Source organism: Bordetella muralis (assembly GCF_965139205.1).
Lineage (GTDB): Bacteria > Pseudomonadota > Gammaproteobacteria > Burkholderiales > Burkholderiaceae_B > Bordetella_A > Bordetella_A muralis.
Genome location: NZ_CBCSIU010000002.1, coordinates 326548 through 351865, shown reverse-complemented (window position 1 = coordinate 351865; position 25318 = coordinate 326548). Strand labels below are relative to the sequence as shown.

General features: G+C 60.8%; 17 protein-coding genes. 4 read left to right on the top strand and 13 right to left on the bottom strand.

What is annotated here, in order from left to right; all coding sequences use genetic code 11:
• Positions 1-293 precede the first annotated feature (293 nt).
• Entirely contained in the window at positions 294-695 is a 402-nt protein-coding gene (locus ACNA0I_RS06025; protein ID WP_415805162.1) for a YkvA family protein, read from the bottom strand.
• 89 nt (positions 696-784) lie between these two features.
• On the opposite strand from ACNA0I_RS06025, the gene ku reads away from it, so the two are divergent.
• From ku to ACNA0I_RS06010, 3 genes are read left to right on the top strand one after another with little or no spacing between them, the layout of a single operon-like run.
• Entirely contained in the window at positions 785-1720 is a 936-nt protein-coding gene (ku, locus tag ACNA0I_RS06020; RefSeq protein ID WP_415805161.1) for a non-homologous end joining protein Ku, read from the top strand.
• Positions 1721-1722: 2 nt separating this feature from the next.
• Positions 1723-4272, top strand: a complete 2550-nt coding sequence (gene ligD / locus ACNA0I_RS06015; RefSeq protein ID WP_415805160.1) for a DNA ligase D — start codon at positions 1723-1725, stop codon at positions 4270-4272.
• Between the two features lie 39 nt (positions 4273-4311).
• Positions 4312-4569 carry a DUF1488 family protein gene (locus ACNA0I_RS06010; protein ID WP_415805159.1) on the top strand — a complete coding sequence of 86 codons (258 nt, stop codon included), beginning with the start codon at positions 4312-4314 and terminating at the stop codon, positions 4567-4569.
• Positions 4570-4594: 25 nt separating this feature from the next.
• Here the strand turns inward: ACNA0I_RS06010 and ACNA0I_RS06005 are convergent, their stop codons facing one another.
• Positions 4595-5620 (bottom strand): FUSC family protein, encoded by a 1026-nt coding sequence (locus tag ACNA0I_RS06005; RefSeq protein WP_415805158.1) that lies wholly within the window; start codon positions 5618-5620, stop codon positions 4595-4597.
• Positions 5621-5714: 94 nt separating this feature from the next.
• On the opposite strand from ACNA0I_RS06005, the gene ACNA0I_RS06000 reads away from it, so the two are divergent.
• A complete protein-coding gene (locus tag ACNA0I_RS06000) occupies positions 5715-5993 on the top strand; it encodes a hypothetical protein (protein ID WP_415805157.1) in 279 nt (92 codons plus the stop codon).
• A 106-nt stretch (positions 5994-6099) separates the two neighbouring features.
• Here the strand turns inward: ACNA0I_RS06000 and ACNA0I_RS05995 are convergent, their stop codons facing one another.
• Genes ACNA0I_RS05995 through ACNA0I_RS05945 form a run of 11 tightly spaced genes read right to left on the bottom strand, consistent with a single transcriptional unit; the run spans position 6100 to position 25254 of the window.
• Complete coding sequence (locus ACNA0I_RS05995; protein WP_415805156.1) at positions 6100-6384, bottom strand: MatE family transporter; 285 nt, start codon at positions 6382-6384, stop codon at positions 6100-6102.
• Positions 6385-6432: 48 nt separating this feature from the next.
• Positions 6433-7524, bottom strand: a complete 1092-nt coding sequence (locus tag ACNA0I_RS05990) for a DNA topoisomerase IB (RefSeq protein ID WP_415805155.1) — start codon at positions 7522-7524, stop codon at positions 6433-6435.
• On the bottom strand, positions 7521-9614 hold the full coding sequence (malQ, locus tag ACNA0I_RS05985) for a 4-alpha-glucanotransferase (RefSeq protein WP_415805154.1): 2094 nt from the start codon (positions 9612-9614) through the stop codon (positions 7521-7523). The genes ACNA0I_RS05990 and malQ overlap by 4 nt, the downstream gene beginning before the upstream one ends.
• On the bottom strand, positions 9611-11365 hold the full coding sequence (gene treZ / locus ACNA0I_RS05980; protein ID WP_415805153.1) for a malto-oligosyltrehalose trehalohydrolase: 1755 nt from the start codon (positions 11363-11365) through the stop codon (positions 9611-9613). Before treZ ends, malQ begins: the two co-directional genes overlap by 4 nt.
• Positions 11362-13458, bottom strand: coding sequence for a glycogen debranching protein GlgX (gene glgX / locus ACNA0I_RS05975; protein ID WP_415805152.1), 2097 nt, complete (start codon positions 13456-13458; stop codon positions 11362-11364). Before glgX ends, treZ begins: the two co-directional genes overlap by 4 nt.
• 18 nt (positions 13459-13476) lie before the next feature.
• Positions 13477-15624, bottom strand: a complete 2148-nt coding sequence (glgB, locus tag ACNA0I_RS05970) for a 1,4-alpha-glucan branching protein GlgB (protein ID WP_415805151.1) — start codon at positions 15622-15624, stop codon at positions 13477-13479.
• On the bottom strand, positions 15621-18902 hold the full coding sequence (treS, locus tag ACNA0I_RS05965) for a maltose alpha-D-glucosyltransferase (protein ID WP_415805150.1): 3282 nt from the start codon (positions 18900-18902) through the stop codon (positions 15621-15623). The genes glgB and treS overlap by 4 nt, the downstream gene beginning before the upstream one ends.
• Entirely contained in the window at positions 18899-21991 is a 3093-nt protein-coding gene (locus ACNA0I_RS05960) for an alpha-1,4-glucan--maltose-1-phosphate maltosyltransferase (RefSeq protein WP_415805149.1), read from the bottom strand. The genes treS and ACNA0I_RS05960 overlap by 4 nt, the downstream gene beginning before the upstream one ends.
• A gap of 13 nt (positions 21992-22004) precedes the next feature.
• Positions 22005-23543, bottom strand: coding sequence for a glycogen synthase GlgA (gene glgA, locus ACNA0I_RS05955; RefSeq protein WP_415805148.1), 1539 nt, complete (start codon positions 23541-23543; stop codon positions 22005-22007).
• A gap of 54 nt (positions 23544-23597) precedes the next feature.
• Entirely contained in the window at positions 23598-24665 is a 1068-nt protein-coding gene (locus ACNA0I_RS05950) for a mechanosensitive ion channel family protein (protein WP_415805147.1), read from the bottom strand.
• Entirely contained in the window at positions 24658-25254 is a 597-nt protein-coding gene (locus ACNA0I_RS05945) for a CinA family protein (protein WP_415805146.1), read from the bottom strand. The genes ACNA0I_RS05950 and ACNA0I_RS05945 overlap by 8 nt, the downstream gene beginning before the upstream one ends.
• Positions 25255-25318 lie beyond the last annotated feature (64 nt).

Genomic DNA, 25318 nt, shown 5'->3' with positions numbered 1-25318 from the left:
CCGGACACCGTTGCCGATGTCATCGTAGGGTGGGTGAAACGGGAGAGACGCACGAGGCGTCTGCCCGTCATGCCGGTAATCCCCCCGTTATGGACTGCTTTGGGTAGGTATTGCCGTCATGAAGACCCTATTGTAATCCCGACAAAGGCAAAAGTGGTGAAAGTCTTATAGAAGACTTGCATATTTTTGGAGGGAGGTCTTGTATAAGACTAATGCCGTCCGGCTCCCCTCGGGAAAATGTGGCCGAGTGAGGCGCTGATACACGAGAGGGCGGCATATCGTCGAATTTGCATTCAGACCGTCCACCACTGCCATGCTGCGATCGACAGCGCGGCCCATACTGCCACGATGACCACTGCTGCGGTCCAGTTGCGAGGCTTGGGCTCGTTTGCATTCGATCGAGCTTCTGCCTGAGCCCGGCATTCGAGCAGCACATCGCCCGGCAAAAGTTTGATTGCCAGCCAAATCAGGCCCGGCAATAAGATCACATCGTCGAGATAGCCCAGCACAGGGATGAAATCCGGGATCAGGTCTATCGGGCTGAGTGCATAGGCGACGACAAATATGCCCAAGGCTTTGGCATACCAGGGCGTGCGCGGATGCCTGGCGGCAAACCATAGCGTCAAGCCGTCTCGCTTGATACGCTTGGCCCATGCTCTTAGACGAACATGCAGGGGGCTGGCCGGGGTGGGCATGATACTTGCTTGGCCTTGGTGCAAGCCCTGAGGGCACTCGGTAGATGAGTGAGACAGTTTACTGGTTTCACTGCCTTGGAGAATCGCTTATGGCTACACGCACCATCTGGAAAGGCGCCATCACGTTCGGTCTCGTCCATATTCCGGTCGGCTTGCATACGGCGACCACCGAATCGGGCGTGGACTTCGACTGGCTGGACCGGCGTTCGATGGATCCGGTGGGATACAAGCGCATCAACAAACGAACCGGAAAAGAAATCGAATCTAAAGATATCGTGAAAGGCGTCGAATACGAGGACGGTCAGTACGTCATCGTCTCGCCTGACGAAATCTCCGAAGCCTATCCGCGCACAACGCAGACCATAGAAATTCAGCAGTTTGTCCGAGCGGAGGAGGTGTCATTCGTCTTTCTGGAGCGTCCGTACTACATCGCGCCTATCAACAAAGGGCATAAGGTGTATGCGCTGTTGCGCGACACATTGGTCAAGACCGGAAAGATCGGCATCGCCAAGGTGGTCATCCAGACAAAACAGCATCTGGCGGCGCTGATCCCATCCGGGGACGCGCTGGTGTTGAACCTGATGCGCTGGGGCGACGAGGTGAAATCGCTGGACGGCCTGGATCTGCCAAAGACCGGAGACAAAAGCATGTCGCCCAGTGCATCCGAACTGAAGATGGCGAAAATGCTGGTCGACGAGATGTCCGAGGAGTGGGATCCGGAGCAATACCAGGATGAGTTCAAGTCGGCCATCATGCATCTGGTGCAGCAGAAGGTGAAGGCTGGCAAAACGGAGACCGTCATCGAGCCGCAAGAGGAGGCGCCCGCCTATGCAGATAATGTCATTGACTTGACCGAGTTGCTGCAACGCAGTCTGGGGCGGGGCGGGTCAACCAAAACATCGCGCAGCAAGGCCGCCTCTGGCGGGGCAAAAAAACCAGCCCGCAAATCCCCGGCAAAGAAAGCATCGGCACGTAAAACTGCGACGGCTGGAAAACGCGCCAAACCGGCGCGAAAGGCAGCCTGATCATGGCGGATAGTCTGAAAAAGTATCGTGAGAAACGAAATTTCTCGGTGACGCCGGAGCCATCAGGTGGCGGAGATCCCAACGGCGATGGGCTGGTATTCGTTATTCAGAAGCATTGGGCAAGCCGTCTGCACTACGATTTCCGGCTGGAACTCAATGGAACAATGAAAAGCTGGGCGGTTCCCAAAGGACCTTCTTTTGATCCATCGGTAAAGCGGATGGCGGTGCAAGTCGAGGATCACCCCATGGCGTACAACCAATTCGAGGGAACCATACCGAAAGGCCAGTATGGTGCGGGCAAGGTCATCATCTGGGATGAGGGGCATTGGAGCCCGATCGGGGATCCTCGGCGAGGGTATCAGTCAGGACACCTGAAGTTCGCACTCGAGGGCAAGAAAATGCAAGGCCGCTGGGCGCTCGTGCGATTCAAGAGCAAAGCGTCCGAGCGGCAGCCTCCGTGGCTATTGATCAAAGAAAAAGATGAGTACGCCCAATCCGAATCCGAGTTCAGCGTGGTAGACGAGATGCCGGACAGTGTGGTGCCGTTGCGTGACAAGAAACCGGCCGCGGCGTCATCGGGCAAGCGGAAATCCAAAAGTAATGGCTCCGCGCCGTCTGGAGAAACCACCTTGCCCGGAAAGGCAGCGAGGTTCCCGGCACAGATGAAACCGCAATTGGCCACGCTGGTGGACGCCGTGCCACGCGGTGCGCAGGATTGGCTGTATGAGATGAAATTCGATGGATACCGGATTCTGGCCAGGATAGACGGTACAGAGGTAAAGCTATTCACCCGCAACGGGCATGACTGGAGCGCCAAAATGCCGCACCTGGTGCGCGAGTTCAGCGAACTGCAGCACGATACGGGTTTTGGCAACGCATGGGTGGATGGTGAAATCGTTGTGCTTTCCAGCGAGGGCATTCCCAGTTTTCAATCGCTGCAGAACGCCTTTGACACGGAGCGGACAAAGGACATCGTCTTCTATGCATTTGACCTGCCTTATATCGCAGGCCGCGATATCGGCAGCGAGCCGCTCACGCTGCGCCGTCAGTTGCTGCATCAGTTGATGAGCAAATCAAAGAAGGGCTCTCATCTGCGATTCAGCGAGGCTTTTGAGAAGCCGATTTCGGACCTGGTCGCCTCGGCGTGCAAGCTCGGTCTCGAAGGCGTGATTGGCAAGCGGCCGTCGGCGCCTTATGTCTCACGGCGGTCGGACGATTGGATCAAGGTCAAATGCGGGCGGCGGCAGGAGTTCGTGATCGTAGGCTTTACCCTGCCAAAGGGAGGGCGTGCGGGATTCGGTGCGCTATTGCTGGCTGTCCACGGCCGTGATGGAGGCTTGCGGTATGCCGGCAAGGTCGGAACCGGTTTCGACGATCATCTATTGCGCGAGCTGCATCAGAAACTCGAGCGTATCGAACAGTCAACCTCCGCCATTACGGACGGACGTCCTCCGGGGGGCAGAGATATCCGCTGGGTGCAGCCTAAGCTGGTCTGCGAAGTATCGTTTGCCCAATGGACCCAGGGCGGTCATGTGCGCCATGCAACGTTCAAGGGATTACGTACGGACAAGCCGGCTGAAGAAATCGTGCGAGAAAAACCCGTACCGGCAGAGCAAGTCGCCAACAAACCGGATGGACGACGTCCCAGGCGGGGGCGGAGCGATGTTCCCTCTGCCAAAGCGCTGAAACTGTCGCACCCTGAACGGGTAATCGACTCCTCGTCCGGCCTGACAAAACTGGACCTGGCGCGATATTACGCACTGGTGGCGCCTTTGATGATGGAGCATCTGCAGCGGCGGCCTGTGTCGTTCATGAGGATGCCGGCAGGCATACAGGGAGAGCAATTTTTTCAGAAGCACTCCGATGCTGCCATTACGGGCGTGACAATGCTTTCCGAGCGCTTGCAACCCGGACATCCTCCGCTGATGGAGATCGCCAAGGCCGAGGGCATTCTGGCGGCGGCGCAATTGAACGTCGTCGAGTTTCACACCTGGAACGCGATTAAAACCGCAATTTCGAAACCGGATCGCATGGTACTGGACCTGGATCCAGGAGAAGGAATGTCATGGAAAGGCGTGCAGCAGGGCGCAGAATTGGTCCGTGTGCTGCTGCACGAACTGGGTCTGCAAAGCTGGTTGAAAACCAGCGGAGGAAAGGGCCTGCACATTGTCGTACCGATTCGCAGGCAGTATGACTGGGACACGGTAAAGGATTTCTCGGCGGCGATCGTGCGCCATCTGGCCCGCACGATACCCCAGCTATTCGTCGCCAAGAGCGGCCCGCGCAATCGGGTAGGAAAGATCTTTGCGGACTATCTGCGAAACGGCTTTGGCAGCACGACCGTGGCGGCGTGGTCCGCGCGAGGCAGGCCGGGACTGCCGATTTCGGTGCCTGTGAGGTGGGACGAACTGAACACGCTGAAAAGCTCGGCGCAATGGACGATCGCCACCGTCCATGAACGGCTGGACGTGGGAAATGATCCCTGGGCTGACTATGCGCCGCAAGGCATCGCCCGGGCGATGAAGGCGCTCGGTTTCGATCCGTCACGATAGGGATACGGGCAAGGCAACACGATATAAGGAGCGTTCACGATGAAATTCACAAAAGCTACCGGTGCGAAGGCGCAAGGCGATGCAGTGATATTCAATATGGAGATCTCTGGCGTCACGCGGCAGTTCGAGATATCGGGAGACGTATTGCGTCGAAAATTCGGCGCGATCGACGACAACGCGGTCGAACTTTTACAAGCCTTTGAGCGTGGGGCCGATGCAGTACGAGAGGCGACTCACCGCGTTCGCTCAACCCCCACGGACGGCCGTGTGCTATTGGGGGCAGGGGATTTTGAGTAGGGACTGGGTGTGCCATGAGGCATGCCTATGCATCCTTGTCTGCTGCCTTTATGCAGTTGCATAACCTGTCCAACTCCAGCGCCACTTCATGCCAAACCCAGCGGATCAGCTCGACGGCTTCCAGTTCCGCGGCATCGAAAGCGTTCTCTCGCATTGCGCTTTCCACGATCCGATTCAGACGGTTGAAGGGCTCGCTGGTATGACAGGCGGGAGGTTCGGCCTCGCGGTCGCGCACGGCGCGGGCCAATCCAGCGATTTGTTCATTTGCCGCAGCAGCCAGCTGGTCTAGCGCCGGCCCCAAGCGTCGACAGATATTCTCGGATAGCGTAAGCCCGCCCACGCGCTTCATCAGCGGAACCGTGCGCCATAATCCCTCGAGGTCATTGATCAGCGGGTGCGCCGTATGGCGCTTCCAGAAAGACATGGGAAATGCGTGCGATTGATACGCCATATCGTTGGCGCGCCAACGTGCGTGCTCCATTGCAGGCCTGTCACTCACATCTGGCCGCAGCCGCCCCTCGTTCATGGCGGCCGCCCAATCGACAAGCAGGTCTCCATATATCTCGATCGACTTCGCCAGATTGGATCGCATACTGAGATGGGCCGACAAGGGCAGCACGGCGGCGGACGCCGCGACACCGGACAGCGAACCGATGACAATCGCCATGGACTTGTTATAGGCGCCGCTGAGGATATCGTTGTCTGGCGCCACGGTGAGAATAGTGACCGTGACCAGGCTGTAGCTGAGCGTGTTCCAACGCGCCGACAAGTAGGCCCCGATGCCGACGCCGATCAGAATGCCTCCGAGCGGCGACATCGATGTACTGCGCGATATGAGGACGAGTGAAACGCCCAGCGCCACCCCAATGAATGCGCCCATGAGTCGCGCTGCCGCTTCGCTCACGGTACCTTCTACGCTCGCGCGCACGACGAACAGCGCAGAAAATGCACCCCATGCGATTTCGGGATAGCCTTGCCACGTCATCCAGGCGTAGGCCAACAATACCGCAGCGATGTTCTGTAGCGGCAGACGAACGCCGTCGCGCGTCACGGCCGTGTGACCGGAGGCGGCATAGGTGAGGATACGAGAGCATGATTGAATCCAAGCTTGGGGTAAGCGAACAGGCACGAATCACCGACAGAAAATGAGTCACAGTAGATATCCATTCCGCAATATTCATGCCGCCGCGACCTCCGTTGTAGCGATCACGCCAGGCACAGCACTTGCGCTGATAGATGGCGTGGAGCCGGTATCGGAACACTACGTTGATTGCTTTCAAAGCGCCTGTGTTCTGCGCGGCAAACCGCGGCAGAAACCTGAGAATGGATTGGAGAATTTCATGGGTCCAAAGACAAAACGTCTGCTCGCTCTCACCGCAATCGCTGTCGTGTTCGCGGTATTGGTGGCAATGGTGCCCTGGTAGAGCGCCGATACATGGCGACGCAAACGGTGCCAAGCCCGGAACAGCAAACGCTGAAACGTACCGCCACGCTCAGCGCTGCATGTCCCGATTCACGCATTCGAAGAAATCAATCTTCCTCCTCGCCGCCGAGCGAGTGACCAGACGCGGGAGGCAGGCCCCCGTTGCGCTCGGGATCAACCGGGGCTCGCGACAGGCCAGCCTCATCGGCATTGACCTCTTGGTCGGTATCTATATCGCGCGCTATGTCATCCTGGATAGTCGGCGGTTCGGCCGAAGCGCGTTCGCCGGTACCTGCGGCATCGCTGTCGGCAGGCTCCGCGGGCCGATCATTGGCTGAGTCCGACGAATCGCTGGGCCCGTAGGGGTCTCGAGAGGTGGCAGGTGTCGTCATGATGGAGCTCCGGCGGGTTGGAAAAACACGGTGCCGCAAGCGCCATTCCTACGACGATGTTGAGGTGTCTTGATCTCGCAAGAACGCCAGGAAACGCCGCTCCGCCGGGCTCAACCCCTTGGGCGAACGCGGTGCGGGTCCGTTGCTGATCAAGGCGGACGCCTCGTGTGCCTGGATCACCGCAGGATGCACATAACAGTTACGGCAGACGGCCGGGGTGTTGGCCAATGTGCGCGCTACGGCCTTGATCACATCGGGCGCTGAGGCCGACGGATCGTTACGCAGCAGCTCATAGGCCAAGACCGACGCCGCCCATGTCCGATAGTGCTTGGTGGTGAAATCGCCTGCGCCCGCCGCGCGCAGGTAGTCATTCACCATACTGGAATCAACGGCATGGCGCACGCCCGATTCGTCTTGGTACTGAAATAGACGCTGGCCTGGAATTTCCATGCAGCGCCGTATCAGGCGGGCCAATCGCCGGTCACGCAGGGTCACATCGTGCACGACGCCGCTTTTGCCGGTAAAGGCCAAGCGTATTTGGCTGCCCGCCACTGTCGTGTGGCGCCGCGACAAGGTAGTCAATCCATACGACCGGTTTTCACGCGCGTACTCGTCTGAACCGATACGGATGAGGGTCCGCTCGAGCAAGGTCACGATCAACGCCAGTACACGTTCTGGCGGCAGGCCGGGACGAGCCAGATCCGCCTCGACCTGCCGGCGAATTTTCGGCAGGGAAGCCCCGAAAAGCGCCAGCTGCTGGAATTTTCCGGCATTGCGCTCGGCAGTCCATTCCGCGTGATAGCGGTATTGTTTACGCCCACGTGCGTCGCGACCTGTGGCTTGCAGATGCCCCACGGGCGACGGACAAATCCATACTTCTTCGTAAGCCGGCGGTATCGCCAGCGCTCGGATTCGCGCCAAGGTCGCTTCATCGCGAATCAGATGGCCATCGACATCGTAATATCGGAATTCGCCGTCTTTGCCGCGCTGGCGCCGTAATCCGGGTTCGTTGCCGTCGTAGTAGATCAAGCCTGCAGGCGTTGCGCTTTCCCTGGGATGAGCGGGCGCGTCCGTCCGCGCGCGATCTGCCGCCGTGGAACCGGCATCGAGTTGCTGACGTAAAGCCGCGCGGCGCGTCATGGACGTTCCCGGGTCTGACGCAGGGCCTGCAGCCGATCGCGCCACGGAGGCGAGTCCATCGCGGTAATCGTATTGCCCGGCAATCGCCGCCGCCAGTTGGGAAACTCGACTGTGGTGCCTGGTACGTTGGGGCTCTCATCCAACCCGGCGATATCTTCCAGCGAGGCCAGCGCCAGCGCACAAGGCGCACTCGCGACAAAGCCAAGCATCGCGGGCAGGGGAGCACTGGCCGGCAACGAGCCGCCATCACCCAGATGGCTCCATAGCGCGAGCTTGTCTGCCTGGCGTTCCTGCAGCAGCTGTGTTGCGGTCTTTTCTTTGCTCAACCGGTCGGCGTCCTGCCGCTGGTGGATGTCCGTACCATGCCACCATCCCATCAGGGTCGGTAAATCATGCGTGGTCGTCAGCGCAGCAGCATCGCTCGGCCACTGTGCCGGGGGCATGAATGGCGCGGGATCTGACTCTGATTCTGGGTCTCGCATGAACCACAGCACATTCATCCCGCCAATACCATGATCACGCAGCCGGTCATCAAAGCCGGCAGGTACAGTGCCGAGATTTTCGCCGATCACCAGACCGCGATGGCGCCAGGCCTCCAGCGCGATCAGGCCGAGCAAGGCGTCGGCGGGCAGGCGCAGATAGGCGCCATCGGCCGGGTCCCCGTTCTCGGACACTAACCATAGGCGCTCCATACCGAGAATATGATCTATGCGCGTACCGCCGGTATGGGCCAATGCTGCTCGCAGTACGCCGAGAAAGGCGTCATAGCCGCGGCGTTGCAAGGCGGACGGCGACAAAGCCGCCAGCGCCCAGGATTGACCGCGTGGCTGATGGACATCCGGCGGTGCACCAATCGATACGCCATGCAGAAAACTATCGGGATCGCTCCAGACCTGGCTGCCTGCCGGGCTGACGCCTACCGCCAGGTCGCTCAACAAGCCGACTCCCATTCCCGCCTGGCGGGCGGTGGCCTGAGCCCGAGCCAGACTCGCCGTTGCCAGCCATTGGGCAAAGCAATGGAAATCGACCTCTTTGGCGTGATGAGCGGCGAAATCCTGTACGTGGCGAGATCGTGGATCACGCCATGTTTTGTCCCATGCCGTCCAAGTCTGTATTCGACCCGGCGCGGCAATATGCGCGGCGTGCAGGGTCTCGAAAATGGCATGATCCCGCAGGGGCTGGCCTTGTCGCTCGCAGAAAGACCTATAGTCTCGCTGCAGCGAGGGGGCCATCATCACAAATTGGTCGTGCAGGCGGCGCAGCAACTGCAGCCGGACCTCTGCGGCGCGCGGCCAGTTGATCTGGGCGCCTTGGTCCAATGCCGCCCAATCGATGGGGGGCAATGAGTCCAAGGCATGCCGCACGGCGGCCTCGCCCAGCACCTGGGCAGGGGCAGCGTAGAGCACATTGAGAAACAGACGGCTGGACGGAGAATAGGGACTGCATGCAGCGGGATCGGCACTGAACATGGCATGCAGCGGATTCAAGGCCAAAACATCCGCGCCTGCGTCGCCCAGGCGTTGCGCCAGATTCGCGACGGTCGCCAGATCGCCATGCCCCCAGGTGCGATGTACGGGGTCGAAATGCGCTTCGCGCAGGCTATAGACTTGTGCCATGACGCCCCAGCTACGTGGCTGAGCGCGTCCGAGCAAGGCGGCCATATCGGGGGCGCGAGGGGTGATGGCCAGCCGCTGCGCCGCTTGCCCAGCCTGCCGCAGCTCGTAGTAGCCCGGTTTGACGGGCAACCGCAGCTGCGCTCCCTGTGCATGCGACTCAAGGTTCACCGCATGTGCGCTATTGTCTTCTTCGGACACCAGATCGGCCGGACCCTCGCGCCACTGCGGCAAAGGCAGGACATGGCCGGTCCGCTCGACGAGCAGGGCTGGCGCGTGTGGTTGCGTCGCGTCCAGGGCCGCGTGAGCGGCCGCCACATCGTCGGCATTCTCGCACTGCACCCCCAGCGCATGAAGCAGCCGGCGCAGTTGCTCAGGCCCGACACGTCGGGCCTGTCGATGGGCATCTATCCAATGCTCTTGCAGCCCGCAGCGACGGGCTAGCGCAGACAGGTCGGGCGCGACAGCATCGCTCATTGGGGCTCCTCCAGCACACAGAGTGTGCAGCGGGCAGGCAGCTCGCCGGCGGCGGCGCGGGCCAAACCGCCATCGATACTCTCATAGCGCAACGACTGGCGATGGGTGGCGGAGAGAGGATGGCGCAAGCCACATGGTTCTGATCCCAGGTTGCTGCACACGGTCAGCCGAGCGCCATCGCCCAGCCGCCATTGCGCTTGAACGGCAGCAGGGCCGAGGACCATGCCTGGTTCGCTACATGCGTCCGCGAGGCGGAACGCCAGATGGCGTTGGCGTAAATCGAGCAGGTGCTTGTAATAGCCTTTCCATGCTGGTGCGCCACCGTTCTCCTGCCAGGGGCGGCTACGCAGATACGTGTCAGGCGAGTTCGGATCAGGCAGATCGGCAACGGCCGCCAGTGCCTCGAATTCACGCTGGCGCCCTTGCCGTACGGCGTCGGCCAGCGCTTCGTCAGTGTGGCTGGTGAAGTAAAGAAAGGGTGCGTTCGACCCGATTTCTTCGCCCATGAAAATCATCGGCACGCCCGGCGACAAGAGTTGCAGCGCAATCGCGGCCCGCAAAGCCTGCTCGTCGCACAATTGGTTCAAGCGCTCGCCCAATGCGCGGTTGCCCGTTTGATCATGATTCTGCAGGAACCAGACGAAAGAGGAGGGGGGCAAATCGCCGCTGGGCTCACCACGGCGTTCACCGTTTCGAAACCGTGACGCCTGGCCCTGATATTGCCAGCCTTGTGCCAGACAGCGGCTCAGCATGCGGGCAGGGGCGTCGGCGTAATCGCTGTAATAGCTCGCCGTCTCGCCAGTCAGCAGGTGATGCAAGACATGATGGCCGTCGTCGTTCCACTGGGCATCAAAGCCGGCGCGCAACAGCCGGGATCTATTTTTATCGTCCTCGATCACGAGATAGATGCGGCGTGGTGCGAGGCGCTGCCGCAGTCGCTGCGGTAGCTCCAGCAGCCAGTCCTCGTCCTCGATGGCATGCACAGCGTCCAATCGCAGGCCATCAAAGCGATATTCATCCAGCCAATAACAGGCGCTATCCTCGAAAAAACGCCTGACTTCCGGGCGGCGAAAGTCGATCGCGTCGCCCCAGGGCGTGGCCACGTCCTCGCGAAAAAAGGGCTGCGCGAGCCGAGGCAGATAGTTGCCATCCGGACCAAAGTGGTTATAGACCACGTCCAGCATCACGGCCAGCCCTAGTCCATGTGCGCAATCGATCAGGCATTTCAGCTCTGCGGGCGTGCCGTACGCGGTGTCGGGCGCGTACGGCAGAACACCGTCATAGCCCCAATTCCGCGGGCCGGGAAAGTCGGATATCGGCATCAATTCAATAGCGGTAATCCCCAGCGCAGCTAATTCGGGGAGCCGTTCGCGCAGGCCGTTGTAGCCGCCGGCCAGTCCTGCGTGGACTTCGTACAGAACGGTGCGCTCCCATGGCGGCGGCTGCCAGGATGGGTAATGCCACGCATACTCGTCCTGTCCCATCACAATGCTGCAGTCGTGCACATCGCCAGCCTGCAGGCGCGATGCGGGGTCCGGAATAGGGGTGCCATCGGCCAGCCGGTAACGGTAGCGCGTGCCGGGAGGGCAGTCAGGTACACGATGTTCTACCAGCCCATCCGGTGCTGGCCGCAGATCAACCGATGCGCGGCCTGAGATTTCCAGACGCAGGCCAGTCTCCGCTGTAGGAGCCCAGAGTCTGAATACTGTGCTGCCGTCAGACTGCACATTGGCGCCATAGTATGGGCTCATGCTCCGCCTCCTGGATGGGTGGCAGACAGCAGCACGGCGCTGTGCCCCTGGACCAGCACCTCGCCTTCTGGCGGCCCGCCGGCAGTCGGCAACGTCGAGGTATCCAGCTCTTGCGTCCAGGCCAGATCGGGCGCGGGCAGCGTAAAGGCCAGCGGCTCGGCGGTAGGGTTCAACATCAGCAACGTGATGTCCAGCGTGCCGTCGGCGCGTGCCGCGCATCGACGCAGTGCCAATCCGGCCCCATCGTCCGGTTGTGCCAACGGCTCACCGCTGGGCTCGAACCAGCCGATGCGTTGCAAGGCTGGCGCCAACTCCTGGCCAGGATCGCCGTAACGCTCGGTACGCAGGCTCGGATGAGCCCGGCGCAAGGCCGTCAGGCGTGAAACGAATTGGCTGAGCTCGCGTCCCTCTGCGCTGTCTGCCTGCGTCCAGTCCAACCACGACAGCGGATTATCCTGGCAATAGGCATTGTTGTTACCGGCCTGGCTATTACCGAAATCATCGCCTGCCAAAATCATCGGCGTGCCGTCGGCACATAGCAGCGTCGTCAATAATGCGCGGGTCACGCGCAATCGGGTTTCACGGATCTCCGGCTCATCCGTAGGTCCCTCGGCTCCCCAGTTATGGCTGAGATTGTCCGGATGACCATCCTGGCCGTCTTCTCCATTCGCCTCGTTATGCCGTTCCGCATAGCTGACCAGGTCTGCCAGCGTGAATCCGTCATGCGAAGTGATGAAATTCACACTGGCCCAAGGCCTGCGATGACGGCGGTCGAATAGCGGGCGCGAGCCGGTGAGCGCGTCCATCATCGCGCCGCGCTGGCCTTCGTCGCCGCGCCAGTAGCGTCGCGACGTATCGCGGAACACCCCGTTCCACTCTGCAAAGCCTGGCGGATGATTGCCCAGTTGATAACCATCGGGGCCGATATCCCATGGCTCGGAAATCAGCTTGCAACGCGCCAGCAAAGGATCCTGCAGAATGGCATCAAAGAATCCAGATCCAGGATCAAACCCGGTGCCTTCCCGGCCCAGCGTCACGCCCAGGTCAAAACGGAACCCGTCGATGCCATATGACTCAGCCCAGTAGCGCAACGAATCCATCACCATCTGCAGCACACGCGGATGCGACAGATTCAGGGTATTGCCGCAGCCGGTATCGTTGATATAGTGGCGTTCCTCACCGGGAATAAGCCGGTAGTAGCTCGCATTGTCCAGGCCGCGCCAGGACAGGGTGGGTCCCCACTCATTGCCTTCGCATGTATGGTTGTAGACCACATCGAGCCAGACTTGAATCCCGGCCGCATGCAGACGCCGCACGGCTTGGCGCAGCTCGTTGGCGCCTTGGGGCGTATAGGCTGGCTCGGGCGCGAAATATGACAACGTACTGTAGCCCCAATAGTTACGCAGGTCTTTTTCGATCAAGAATCGATCCTGCAGAAAGGCGTGCACCGGCATGATTTCGAGCGTAGTGATGCCCAGGCGCAGCAAATGATCGATAAAGCGTGCATCGCCGAGTGCGGCGGCCGTCCCCCGTATGGGCACACGCAAATCGTCTCTTTGCATCGAAGCACCGCGTAGATGGACCTCGTAGACGACGGTATCCTGCCAATTGATCGCCGGCGCACGTGAGCTGCCCCAGTTGAACGGCGTGTCGGCGGTGACAATGCCTTTTGGCATCAACGGCGCACTATCGCGCCGGTCCATCGTCAGGTCGCCGCGAGGGTGCCCCATGCGATAGCCGAACAGTGCGTCTCCCCACCGCAGTGGCGCATGCAATTGGCGCGCATAGGGATCAAGCAGCAGCTTGTTGGGATTAAAGCGATGTCCGTGCTGCGGATCATAGGGACCGTGTGCCCGATAGCCATAGATCAGGCCGGGCTGCGCGTCCGGCAAGTAGCCGTGCCAGATTTCGTCGGTGCATTCGGGCAATCGCACGCGCCGCAATTCCTTGCGGGCTTTGGTGTCGAACAGACACAGGTCGATCTGCGTCGCGTTGGCGGAGAAAACGGCGAAGTTGATGCCTAAACCATCACTGGTCGCGCCCAGCGGGTACGGAGATCCAGGCATCAAAGGCGCTGAGAGCGTTGCATCCATGATGGGCAGATCTCCTCGTCAATCGACAGGTTTGAGCACCAGCGTAGTCAGGCCGGGCAAGCTGAGGCTCAGGCTATGGGAATGACCGTGAGCCGGAATATCCTCACTTCCCCAACTCCGGCCGTCGGACTCCAGGTGTCCGCCGTATGCCGCGTCGCTGGTGTTCAGCCGCTCGCGCCAGTTGCCGGCGCGTGAGACGCCAACGCGATAACCGTGACGCGCGACGGGCGTCAGATTGCAGATCACCAACAATGGCGGCGCATCGCCGCTGCGGCGTTCAAAGGCCAACACACTATTGTCGGCATCGTCACCGATTGTCCAGGCGAATCCCGCCGGGTCGCTATCCGCCTGGAAGAGCACAGGCTCATTGCGGTAAAACTGATTCAATGCGCGCACTAGCCGCTGTACGCCGCGATGCGTGGGCTGGTCCAGCAGGTTCCAGTCCAGCACGTGGTCATGATGCCATTCGTGCGGCTGCGCCAGCTCGCCGCCCATGAACAGCAGTTTCTTGCCGGGGTGCATCCACATATAGCCAAAATAGGCGCGCAAATTGGCGATGCGTGACTCGTGATCGCCGGGCATCCTGGTCAATAACGAGCCTTTGCCATGGACGACTTCGTCATGCGACAGCGGCAGAATGAAATGCTCGGAGTACGCGTACACCAGGCCGAACGTCATATCGCGATGATGATAGCGGCGATGCAGGGGATCTTCTTTCATATACCGCAGCGTGTCGTTCATCCAACCCATGTTCCACTTATAGTCAAAGCCCAGCCCGCCGCCCGCGGTGGAGCCGGTCACGCCAGGCCATGCCGTGGATTCCTCGGCTACCGTGATGCTGCCGTCCTCGCGACCATGCACACTGTCATTGAGTATCCGCAGAAAATCGATCGCCTCCAGGTTCTCTCGCCCACCATAACGGTTGGGCAGCCATTCGCCCGGCGCCCGGCTGTAATCGCGATACAGCATCGATGCCACGGCGTCGACACGCAGCCCATCGATGTGAAAACGGTCGAGCCACTGATGGGCGCTGGCCAACAGCATGGCGCGGACTTCGTTTCGCCCCAGGTTATAGACGCAGCTGTGCCAATCCGGGTGATAGCCCTCACGCGGGTCCGCATACTCGTACAACGCGGTGCCGTCAAAACGAGCCAGTCCGTGCGGATCATCGGGAAAATGTGCCGGCACCCAGTCCATGATCACGCCCAGCCCGACGGCATGGCAGCGATCGATGAATCTCGCCAAGGCGGTCGGTGACCCATAACGCGCAGTAGGCGCGAATTGCCCGAGCGGTTGATAGCCCCAGGATCCGCCAAACGGATACTCGGCGACCGGCATCAATTCCACATGAGTGAATCCCATGGCGCTGACGTACGCGGGCAAACGTTCGCTCAGGCTGTCCCAATCTTTCTCGTTGCCCCACGATCCCGCATGCACTTCGTAAATGGCGACGGGTTGTTCCGGCGAGGCGTCGCGCGCATTCATCCAGGCATCATCCTGCCACTCATACGGCTGCGGGTCGGTGATCACAGACGCCGTATCCGGCGGACACTCGGTTTGCTGCGCGAGCGGATCGGCTTTCCAACGTAGTTGCCCCTGATGATCGAGCACGGCGAACTTGTAGCGCTGACCGGCCTGGGCGTGCGGCAAAAAGAATTCCCACACACCGGCTTGATGGCGCAACCGCATACCATGACGACGCGCGTCCCAGCCATTGAAGTCGCCCGCCAGCGATACACGCCGGGCGTTCGGTGCCCATACACTGCAACGCAGTCCGCGGACACCCTGGCATTCGTCCAGCCTGGGTAACATGTCGAACACTGCGCGCCAGTCGCTCTGTGAAAACGCCGCCAGCGTTGCATCCGACAAGCACGAATCAAAGGCATAAGGGTCGAATAGCTCTTCTTCGCTGTCCGGCCAGCGCACGCGTAACCGGTAGCCTAGCGGCCCGCGTGATCGCAGGCCGGGCACGCGGGCGTGGAACAAACCGTCCTGTCCGGACAGATCTATCGTTTCACCGTCAGCCAACTGAGCCTGCACGCTTACCGCACCTGGCATCAGTACCCGCAGGATATCTCCATGCGGGCCGAGCACGGAAAACGGATCACTGTGTGAACCCTCCAGCAATGCGCGGCGGTCAGTGTCGGAAAGACGGTCATTACTCATCGGGCATCCTCCACAGGGCCTTCTTTGCGCAGGGCAGCGGAGAGCAGCAGCTCACGTCCCAGTTCAGCCAGCGCCGCCAGCGGCACCGGCAACCAGTCGGGGCGATGCGCCGCCTCGTAACACACTTCATATGCCGCCTTCTCGAGTTGCGCCAGCGCCAACAGCGATTGTTCCTGATCGGGCGGCAGTGCCGCGCCATCTGATCGCGATTCGCGATAGCCATCCAAAAACGCCGTTGCCGCCAAGGCACGGAAGCGTCCCAGCAGCACATCGTGATGGCTGGACACCGTGCCGGCCAACGCGTCTGCCGGCGGAGCGCCCGGGCCCTCGGGCGATAGGGGCGCCAACGCGGTGGCGCGCGCCGCCACGCTCGCGGCGTAGTCAAAGGACCGCAGCATGCCTGCCAGATCCTTATACACCGTGCTCGCCGCCTGGCGTTGTTCTGCATCGCGCAGCGGTTCGCCTTCGAAATCGATCAGATACGCGTCGGTCTGCACAACGAGCACCTGGCCCAGATGAAAATCCCCATGCACCGATTGACAAGGCACGCCATGTTCAATCGCCGCCAGTTCCCGAATGCATGCTTCGAGGCGCGGCGCATGTTCAGCCAGCCATTGGCCGCTGGATTGCAGCGCAGGAGGCAGACTGGCATGGTGGCGCTGAATCACGTCCAGCGCCATCCGCAACTGTGTCAGTACTCGCATTGCCGTTTCATCGCCGTCACCCGGGCGATCGCCGGTCTCGTGCAAGGCGGCATGCATCTGCGCCAGGCGTTGTCCGATGACACGAACGAACGCGTTATATCCGGCCAAGTGCTCTTCGAAGGCATTGGCGTCTTCGTCAGCGACCAAGGCCGCATCCAGTACGCGCCGCAGATAATCGAGCGTCCATGTCCACGCGTCGCCCTCATTAGGCACGTAACGATGAAATAGCGCCAGCGTCGTGTTCTTGCCATCGCGCTGGCACTGCAGCGTACCCAGCAGTGCCGGCATATTGTGAAAGCCCCCGGCGGCCAGCCTGCGTCCCATTTCTGCCTCGAGGGAAGGGCCTTCAGGCGGTGCGCGCAGCACCTTGACCATCACCTGTTCGTCCACGATCGCAGAACTGTTGCTTTGTTCAACGTTCAACCACCGAACGGTAGGAGTCTCTGCGCCGGCCAACTCCGCAACTGTGGGCTCTGCATGGAAAACCAGCGGCCCACCGTCGCCGGCACCTTGACGCAATCCATCGACTAATGCCCGCACGAAAGCCTCCTGCAGAAAAGCGTCAGCCAGGTAGCCTGTGACGGCGCCACGCCGCAACCGGGCGGCTGGATAGCTGACATCGATCGAGTCATCCCACACCAGTGCGAGCGGCAGCTGCAGATCAGGCTTGCCGGCCGCATGATGAACTGCCAACCAGTAGTACTGCCCCTCGTGGCCCGGCAGCGGCAAGACCGCACTCACGCTCAGGTCGCGTGCCGCGCTACCTGGGTACCATCGCTGACGCGCCAGATACTCGGGCAAGACCTCGTTCTCAAATGCGCGCCGTGCGCCATCGGTCAGGGCCAGATCGCCGCGCGGCTTCAGCACCAGGGTGATCAGTTCGGTCATCTGTTCTGGCGCCTGAGCATGCCAGGCCGGGACACTGGCATCGCGGCTCAACTCGAACCAATAGAAACCAAAGGGCGGCAACGTCAACAGATAAGGCAGTTCTCCGATCGCCGGAAACGCCGAGCCGCCTAACAGCTCGACCGGCACCGTGCCGGCGTATGCCTGCAAGGGCAATTCGACCGGTTGCGCGGCGGCCGACAGATTGGCCACACACAGGATGCTCGTGTCCTGCCATTCGCGCAGATAGGCCAATATTCTGCGATTGCCAGGCGAGAGAAAGCGCAGCGTGCCGCGACCGAACGCCTGGGTCTGGCGGCGTTGCGCCAGCATGCGGCGTGTCCAGTTCAACAGCGAGTGGGGGTCGCGCTGCTGTGCCTCCACGTTAACGGCCTCGTAGCCATACAGCGGGCTCATGATCGGAGGCAACTGCAACCGTTCCGGATCAGCGCGCGAGAACCCGCCATTACGGTCCGCGGACCATTGCATCGGCGTACGTACACCATCGCGATCGCCCAAATGAATGTTGTCGCCCATTCCGAGTTCGTCACCGTAATACAGCACGGGCGTACCGGGCATGGACAGCAACAGGCTGTTCATCAACTCAACCCGGCGACGATCGCGTTCAAGCAGCGGCGCCAACCGGCGGCGAATGCCCAGATTGATGCGGGCGCGTGTGTCCGCCGCGTAGACCTTCCACAAATAGTCCCGTTCCCGGCTCGTCACCATTTCCAGCGTCAACTCATCGTGATTGCGCAGAAAGATGGCCCATTGGCAGTTTTCCGGGATGTCCGGCGTCTGGCGCATGATATCGATGATGGGAAATCGATCTTCCTGCGCGATGGCCATATACATGCGCGGCATCAGCGGGAAATGAAAAGACATGTGGCATTCGTCGCCCTGGCCAAAGTATTCCTGCGCATCCTCCGGCCATTGATTGGCTTCGGCCAGCAACATGCGTCCAGGATACTCGCGCTCGATGACAGCCCGTATTTGTTTGAGCACTGCATGGGTCTCCGGCAGATTTTCATTATTGGTCCCTTCACGTTCCACCAGATAGGGCACTGCATCCAGGCGTAGTCCGTCCACCCCCATATCGAGCCAGTAGCGCATCACGCTGATGACCTCGCGCAGTACGCGCGGGTTGTCGTAATTCAGGTCGGGTTGATGGCTGTAGAAACGATGCCAGTAATAGGCCTGTGCGACGGGGTCCCAGCTCCAGTTCGATGTCTCGGTATCGCAAAAGATGATGCGGGTGTCGGCATAATCTCGATCCGAGTCGGACCACACATAATAGTTTCGTGCAGCCGAACCAGGCTTGGCGCGCCTGGCGCGTTGGAACCAGGGATGTTGATCTGACGTATGGTTGACGACCAGCTCGGTAATCACTCGCAGGCCACGTTCATGTGCCGCGCGAATCAAGCGGCGCAGATCGCTGACCGTGCCGTAGTCGGGATGGACTGTCCGATAGTCAGCGATGTCATATCCGTCATCGCGGCGCGGCGACGGATAGAACGGCAACAGCCAGATCGCGGTCACGCCCAGGCTCGCCACATAATCGAGCTTCGCCAAAAGACCAGGCAGATCGCCCACGCCGTCGTCGTTCGAGTCAAAGAACGACTTCACATGCAACTGATACACGACGGCGTCCTTGAACCAGAGCAGATCTTCGCTTGGGGGCTGAGTCATGTTGCGCTCCTGCAGGGGTCGGCCGGTAATCTCCAGATAGAGTAGGGGGCTTCGGGTGTGAGCCTGACTCGCGCAACGCTGTCATGCCAGGCGCTGTGCACGCCCGTTAATAGATCGTCGGCATGCGCGACAGGCTCGGGCAGCCGTACTTCGGCCTCTGTGGTGTTTTGAGGGTCGAGATTGATGATGACCAGGATCACATTGGCGCCGCCAGATGCCCGCTTGATATAGGCCATCACTGTGTCAGGCCCCGCATTCAGGGGCTGGAAACCGCGATGCGTTTGCAGGGCAGGGTTAGCGCGGCGGATGGCATTGAGCTGTGCGATTTCCGAGCGGATGTTGCCAGGCATGTGCCAGTCGCGAGGGCGTAGTTCGTACTTTTCGGAGTCGAGATATTCCTCGCGTCCAGGCAACGCGGCCGATTCACACAGTTCGAATCCGCTATAGACGCCCCATAGACCCGATCCCGTCGCAGCGAGCGCGGCCCGCGCCAGGAAACCCGGACGGCCATGCGATTGCAAGTAGTACGGATTGATGTCCGGTGTGTTGACAAAGAAATGTGGCCGGAAAAAACTGGCTACCGGCTCGCTCGACAGCTCAGTGAAATACTCCGCCAATTCCTGCCGGTGGTTACGCCACGTGAAATAAGTGTACGACTGCGTGAATCCGATCTTGGCGAGCCGGTACATCATCGCTGGCCGGGTGAATGCCTCTGACAGAAACAAGGTGTCGGGGTATTTGGCACGGACTTCGGTGATCAACCACTGCCAGAACGGCAGGGGTTTCGTATGGGGGTTATCCACGCGGAATATGCGTACGCCACGTTGCGCCCAGAACAGCACAATGTCACGTAACGCCCGCCACACGGGCGATTTACGGCGCCACGGCGGCGTATTCTCGTAGAACGCGACATTGACGATGTCTTCGTATTTCTTCGGTGGATTCTCGGCGTAACGCAGACTGCCGTCGGCCAGCCACGAAAACCAGTTCGGGTGGGATTTGAGCCATGGATGATCGGGCGAGCATTGGATAGCGAAATCCAGCGCCATTTCCATGCCCTCGGCGTGTGTGGCCGCCAGCAGGCGATCGAAATCGTCCAACGTACCGAGTTCTGGCGCCACGGCATCGTGTCCACCTGCGGCCGAGCCAATGGCATAAGGACTGCCGACATCGTCAGGGTCTGCCTTCAAACTGTTGTTGCGGCCCTTGCGGTTGCGTTGACCTATGGGATGAATCGGGGGCAGATACAACACGTCAAAGCCCATCTCACGGATATCCGGCAACCGGTCGATGACGTCGTCAAAGCAGCCATGGCCGCTCGCGGCCTGGGAGCGTGGAAACAGCTCATACCACGCTGCATGGCGGGCACGATTGCGATCCACCCACAGCGGATAGACGGTGCTGGCGCGCGCATGCGGCCGCTGCGCCGTCTCTCGTATCGCTGCCGCCAGCAGGGGATCGCAGAGCTGCTGTAAAGCACGGTCCAAGGTCACGCCGCCATCAAAAACCTGCTTCAGCGTTTTCAGCGCACGTTTTAGTCCGGTACGAATGCCAGACGGGGCATTGTCACGTTCGGCCTTGGCAATCGTACGCGTCAGCCATTGCGCACCCTCGCGCAAAGGCATATGCAGAGACTGTCCTGCAGTGTGCTTGCTGCGCCATTCATGGCAGTAGCCTGCCCACACATCTTGCCAGGCCTGCACCCGATACTCATGGGCGCCAATCCGTTGCGGTGCAAACGCTGCTTCCCACCGGTCGTTGCCGAGCAGACGCATGGGCACACGATGCCAATGACGTTCGTCACACGCCCGCCAGCACAAATCGGCAGCCAGTTCCTCGTGACCGTCCATGATCAGCGTGGCTTGAACAGTCACTTGTTCGTGAGCAATGCATTTGACAGGCAGGCGATCAGGCTCCAGTGCCGGCTGTACTGACTCGATCGCCAGCCTTGGCGCCTGCGGCTGCCGTTCGTCGGCCGGCGCGCGTGCGTCTGATGTCACCTCTGTGGATGGTTGCCAGGCCAGCAGGGAACAACCGCTCTCGCCGACAACGCCATGGCGAGGGTGCAGCGCCGGCGGCACATCCTGCTCGGTCAATGGACCTGTGGGCAAGACGCCGGCCAACGGTGGCAGATCGATGCGGCTGGACGACTCGCCTTGTGGCGTGACGGCCAACCCCACCGTCGTATCGTCTTGCGTCTGGCGCAGCAGCAACGTTGCTCTGCCGGCCTGTCCACCGATGATCGTCAACGGACCCGAGAGTGCGCCTCCAGCATGCCATTGCAGCGCCGCGATCACGTCGCTCGAGGGCCCATCGCCATCGCGCGCATCCACCAGCAATCCGTCGCCGCAAAACGCAGCCAGCCAGGCCGAGCGGGCGTCTGACCGGGCGTCCAACGGCGCCAGTACAGGCGCCAGGGCGCGCAGGCGGGCGTCTTCCTGTGCCAGCCAGTCGTCACGGCCATCCCACCACGGCAGCGAATTCACCGTCCAATCGAAACCGGTATGTGTGCGTTGCTGTAGATCGTGCGGTGTCATGCCCTGTGTCGCGGCGATGTAGCGCGCTTCGGGATGCCTCTGACGCAGACCGCCTAACAAATCTGCCCAGATCGCCGGCGGCAGGCCCTGAGGCCGTTGAATATAGTAGCCGTCGACTCCCGCATTCAGCCATTGGCCCAGACGTTCGCTCCAACAACGCAGGAAATCCTCGTCATCGCCTCGCACCTGACGCGACGACAAGGCATCCAGGGGCTGTCGTGGATCGAGCTCCGGCAGATTCTGGTCCACCGCGAGCCAGTCGGCACGCGCCGTCGTTGCCACGGCATCCTGGGCAACGCGATCCAGTATCACGTCGACATAGCACGTCAGGCCCATCGCGTGTGCAGACTCGGCGTAGCGCGCAATGGCATCAAGGACCGGCTCCTTGCCGTCGGCGGCCAAGTCGGCATCGTACGGAACGTTCTGCACGCCAGCTCCGCGCCAAGGCGCGGGCAGCAGAACAGCATTGACGCCTGCGCGCACCCATGGCGCGAGCGCGTCGCGCCCGCATTGCGTCGTGCGCAATAGCCGCAGGGCAGGGGAGTAAGCCAACACCATCCTCGTTTTACGCCGACACGGCCGATTGCGCCCGTGTCGCCTTGTTCAGCCGTATACGTTCGGCACGCCGCTGCGCGACGGGCATGCGTCTACCGGTCAGCGTGGCAAACACGTCCAGATAATTCTGAACCGCATGCGACCATCCATGGGCCCCCGTCATGGCGTTGCGTTGCATCGCTCGCCACACAGCGTCATGCGCCTTCAGGTGCGCCGCACGCGCCAGAGCCGCCATCACACCGCTCGCGTCCTGACTATCCAGCATCAGGCCGTTAGCATGCATCATGGCAGCTTCCCCCGCATGCGCGCCCGGATCGCGAACCGAGTCTGCCAGCCCGCCCACCGCGGTCACGATGGGCAGCGTGCCATAACGCATCGCGTAAAGCGGAGTCAATCCGAACGGCTCAAAGCGGCTGGGGTGCCACAGCACGTCCGCACCCGCCAGCAAGCGATGAGCGACTGCCTCGTCATAGCCAATATGCACCCCGCAACGTCCGGGATGTTTTGCCGCGATCTGCCTGAACGCCTCTTCGAATCGTTGCTCCCCTTTGCCGAGCAAAGCGAATTGCAGCCGCGGATGGGCGGCGAGCGCATCCGCCAAGGTATCGGCCGTGAGATCTGCCATCTTCTGTTCGGTCAGGCGGCAACACGACACCGTCAACAACGCGCCTGGATCCTGCGCGAGGCCAAATGCGCGCTGGACATGTTCTTTCCAGCGGGTTTTATTCCCCAGATTATTGACACTGAACCCATTAGGCTGCAGATGCACGTTGGTCGCCGGATTCCACAACTCATCGTCAATGCCGTTAGGCAACGCTACCAGCGCGTCTCCTCGAAAACGTAGCGCGCCGTCCAGTCCGCAGCCGCGCTCGGGCGAGAGAATTTCGCGCGCATAAGTGTGGCTGACAGTGGTCACGCGATCGGCATGCAGAATGCCGGCTTGCAGAAAATTCAGTCGGCCCCAGGCATAGAGCCCGGCGGCTTCGCGCACATTGGGCGGCAGGCCGAGATGTTGCACTTCACCAGGATCGAATGCCCCCTGGAATGCCAGATTATGGATAGTGAGTACCGTTTTTACCGATCGCAGGCCTGCACCTTTGATGAGTAACGGCGTCAGCGCCGCATGCCAGTCGTGGGCGTGTACGATGGCGGGCCGCTCCAGGCCCGGCAACCCGGCCGCCACCGCAGCGGCCGCATGCGCGAGCGCGGCAAAGCGGCATGCGTTGTCTGCATAGTCGTGGCCAGACTCGTCGATATAACATCCGGGCCGGTCAAACAGCACCGGATTGTCCAATAGCAGGCAGGCCAACCCCGTAGAACGGCAGTGTCCAGAGACCAGCCGGGCAGGGCCGCCGGGCAAACCATCAATTGGCCAACTGGCGTCGATACGGACCTTGTCCAACACGCCTCGGTAGGCCGGCAACAATATCCGTACCTGAGCACCCGATTGGTTCAACGCCTGGGCCAGGCCCGATACAGCATCGGCCAACCCTCCTGTCTTTACCAGCGGATACGCTTCCCCAGCGACAATCAGTACTGTGCTCGACATATTGGCTCCTTGTTGTGGCCCTTTTCCTCCTTCAGGAGCAAGTAACGTGCCTGGCTAGATCTCCCCGCTTTGAACCGCATCCTCACGCAGGTGCAGGGTGCGTTCCTGGGGACGCAAGGTCACGTCGCGCGCCGCGAAAGCGCGCACAATCCCTAGGTTGATCGCCTGTTGAATGTCCATATACCGGTTGTAATCGGCGCTCAATACGTAATAGACCGCTTCGATTTCCAGGCCGTAGTCGCCGAATCTGGCTACGTGAGCCCGGTCAAAACGCGTTGCTGCCTGCGCTTCGATCTGCGCCTTGATGTCGGCCGGCAGTTCGAGCAGCGTGTCGGCTGGCGTGTCATAAGGCACGCGTAAGGTGAAAATGATCCGCCGCTGCTCCATCCGTTTGTAGTTTTGAATGGTCTGCTTCAGCAGTTCTGTATTCGAACAGACGATCTGCTCTCCACCCAGACTGCGGATGCGCGTCGTCTTCAACCCGATATGTTCGATGGACCCGGCCACCGAGCCAAACACAATAAAGTCGCCGACCTCGAAAGGCTTGTCCAGCCCGATCGAAATGGATGCGAACAGGTCGCTCAGTATGGTTTGCACCGCCAGCGCCACGGCGACGCCGCCTATCCCCAGGCTGGTCACGAGGGCCGTAATATTCACCCCCAAATTGTCCAGGATGGCCAGCAACGTCACCACCCACACTACCGTGCGCACCAGGAACGAAAGCAGCGTGATGGTCACGCGCCCGGCGCGCAGCCGCTCACCCACGATGGTCAGCACGCTGCGGCAGGCAACGTCCAGCCACAAAGCCAGTTGTAACGCCAACAACACGAACCAGAGATGATCGGAAACCCAGCTTTGCCAAGGAAATACCGCTTGAGTCAGGCGCATGCCGATCATCAGCGCGAGCAACGCGATAATCAGCCGATTGGTGCGTGTGACCACCGCCAGCAATGCCGATGCGTAAGGATGAGTGCCCTCGGCCATACGGGATGTCGCTTGACGTCTCACGACATTCAATACCGAGACAAAACCTATGAACAACACAGCGGCCAGTGCCAGCGTTCCAAACCAGGCGCCCCATATCGCGCCGTACTCTGCATATAAGTCAGGCAAACTAATCATCGTCGTTTCCGCGCTCTCGAGATGCCAACCATTGCGCGTGATAGTGCTGAATGCGCTGCAGCGCATACTCGGCGGCCATCTGCCTCACCTCGTTGCGGCTGCCGGAAAACTGACGTGTTTCGGTATAAATCCTGGTTGGAATGCCGGGCGTGCGTAGCAACCAGGCATAGCATTGCGTCCCGGCCTCGACACCTTCGCCGCCATCATCGGCCACACCGGTATTGGCGATGATCACCGATGCGCTGCAACGTTCGGCGGCGCCTTTCGCCATGGCGCACGAGACTTCCGTGCTGGTCAGGTTGTATTGACGCAGGATCTCGTCGGAAACCCCCAGACAACTACGTTTGGCAGCAGGTGAATAGACCACGAACGCACATTCCAGCAAGCCGCCCGCACCCGGCACCTCGGCCAGTTGAGCCGCAATCAGGCCGGCCGTGCAGCTTTCAGCGGTCGCCAGCGTCAGGCTGCGACGGCGCAGATAGTTGGCAACGTTCTCGATTTCCGTCATGTGATAGTCCTTCGGCAGCAGCTCACGCAGTTCGAATAGGGAAGGAGGGCAGGGGCAATATTCATGCGTGCGCTGCAGCAAGCCTCGTTCCTGCTTGGGTACGCGACTTGCAGTGTCTCTCCCACTTCATCATCCCTCAGGGACA